Source organism: Brevundimonas sp. P7753, from assembly GCF_013386595.1.
Lineage (GTDB): Bacteria > Pseudomonadota > Alphaproteobacteria > Caulobacterales > Caulobacteraceae > Brevundimonas > Brevundimonas bullata.
Map to the genome: position 1 here is coordinate 1 of NZ_JACARP010000052.1, position 1,730 is coordinate 1,730.

Below are 1,730 nucleotides of genomic sequence, written 5' to 3' on the forward strand. Positions count from 1 at the left end.
CACCACCTCCACCACCACCTCCTCCTCCGCTGGCGGTCAGTCTGAGCACAACGACCTGGACTGGAGAGTTCTTCACCGGCGGGCCGCCGATTTTCGACCTGCCGGTCACGGCCACGGCGATCAACGGCACAACGCCCTACGCCTATCTGTGGGAGCGTACAGGCGGAGACACGGCCGCTGCGGCCGCCAACTCGACGGCACGCACCACGACCTTCAACCGAGCGCAACCCGCCAGCGGGACCGAACAGATGTCAACTTGGCGCTGCCGCGTTACCGACGCGCAATCCGCCGTGGCCTACAGCCCGAATTTGGTAGTGACCTTTTATCGATACTGAACGCCCGACGACAGCTCGGCCAGCAACTGCCGCTCAGCCGTTCCCCAGAACTCCAGCACGTCGGCGTGCTTCTCGTCGAAGCCCGCCGTCAGCAGTTCCACCACGAACGCCAGCTCGTCGCGTTTTCCGGCCGGAAGATGATCGAGGGTGCGGGGCATACGTCCAGTCTGACGGCGACCGCGGGCTTTGGCAACCCGCCGCTCCTCGTGCGCCCCTCGCTTGGTTTCCCGCCTGATGACCATGCCGGATTCTCACCGATCCGACCGCTACGGACAAGGTTCAGAAGGCGCCGTTACGGCTCAAAAAGAGGGCAAGCCGCCGCAAGTCGTGAGGATGTCAAAAACCGATTGTGAAGCAAGAGGTTACGACACCCCTTTTATCTTGCCCTCTTAATCGGGGACATTTTGGGGCTCGTTTTCATGACGTTCTCCTGATGGATATTGTATTCCCTTGATGGACTGAGGTGAAGACGCGCCCGCCCCCGGCGAGATCGGGTCCGCGCGGCCTGCGGGGAGATCGGTCCGGACATCGAGTCCTGATGCGCCGTGCACTCTTCCGCGCTCATCGACGGCGGGGTCTCGACCGACTGAGCGGTTCTGGATCCGTCGCGGCGCATGTCGGCATCGGTCTCGCGGGGCAGCATCACAGGCACTCCGGCGTGGTCCGGATTGCTCCGGCCACAGGCAAGATATCGTGCTTCCCGCTTTCCTGGTCTGCATCAGTCCTCATCCGCCGGGGCGGATCTTAATCGCGGTCAGGCGGACCTGGCGGCGGGGTTTCGGTCAGGGCGCCGCATCATGCGTAGACGCCCAGCAGTTTGCGTTCCTTGGCGATCGCCCCGCCGTCGGCGACGCCGGTCTCGACCGCATCAGCGTAGACCGTGCCGTCGCGCCACATGGCGTGCATGATCACAGCGAGCTTGCGGGCCACGGCGACGACCGCCTTCTTGTGGCAGCGTTTGGCGATGGTCTCGCCCCAGCTCCTGAGCGCGCTGCGCCCTTTGTAGCGGGTCAGCATCGCCGAGGCCGCCTCGTAGAGGGCGCGTCGGACATCAGGATCGCCCGCCTTACTGATGCGGCCCTGGATGTCGATCGACGTGCCCGACTGCCAGCGCTTGGAGGTTAGGCCGAAGTAGGCGCCGACGTCGCGGGATCGTTTGAACCGCATCGGATCATCGACCGCCGTGCGGAAAGTCAGCGCCGCGATCGGCCCCACGCCGGGGATGGCCATGAAGCGCCGGCACACCTCGTCCTGGGCTACGACCCGCACCGTCAGGGCGTGCAGCTTGAGGTACTGGGTCCACATGGCCGCGCGCGCGATCAGCATGCAGTCCATCAGCTCGGCGGTCAGCGGATCGTCGGCGCAAGCGTCGCGAACGGCCTGGTCGAACGCGCC

General features: G+C 65.3%; 3 protein-coding genes. 1 reads left to right on the plus strand and 2 read right to left on the minus strand.

Going from position 1 to position 1,730, the window contains the following annotated elements:
- Positions 1–335: hypothetical protein (locus HX774_RS19755; RefSeq protein WP_218650388.1), on the plus strand; the 335-nt coding region annotated here is incomplete at its 5' end.
- Here HX774_RS19755 and HX774_RS10925 read toward each other — a convergent pair.
- Positions 323–493, minus strand: coding sequence for a hypothetical protein (locus tag HX774_RS10925; RefSeq protein ID WP_178826731.1), 171 nt, complete (start codon positions 491–493; stop codon positions 323–325). The two genes, HX774_RS19755 and HX774_RS10925, sit on opposite strands and share 13 nt — an antisense overlap.
- 637 nt (positions 494–1,130) lie before the next feature.
- Positions 1,131–1,730 (minus strand): transposase (locus HX774_RS10930; RefSeq protein ID WP_370523480.1); only part of this gene is annotated, 600 nt, incomplete at its 5' end.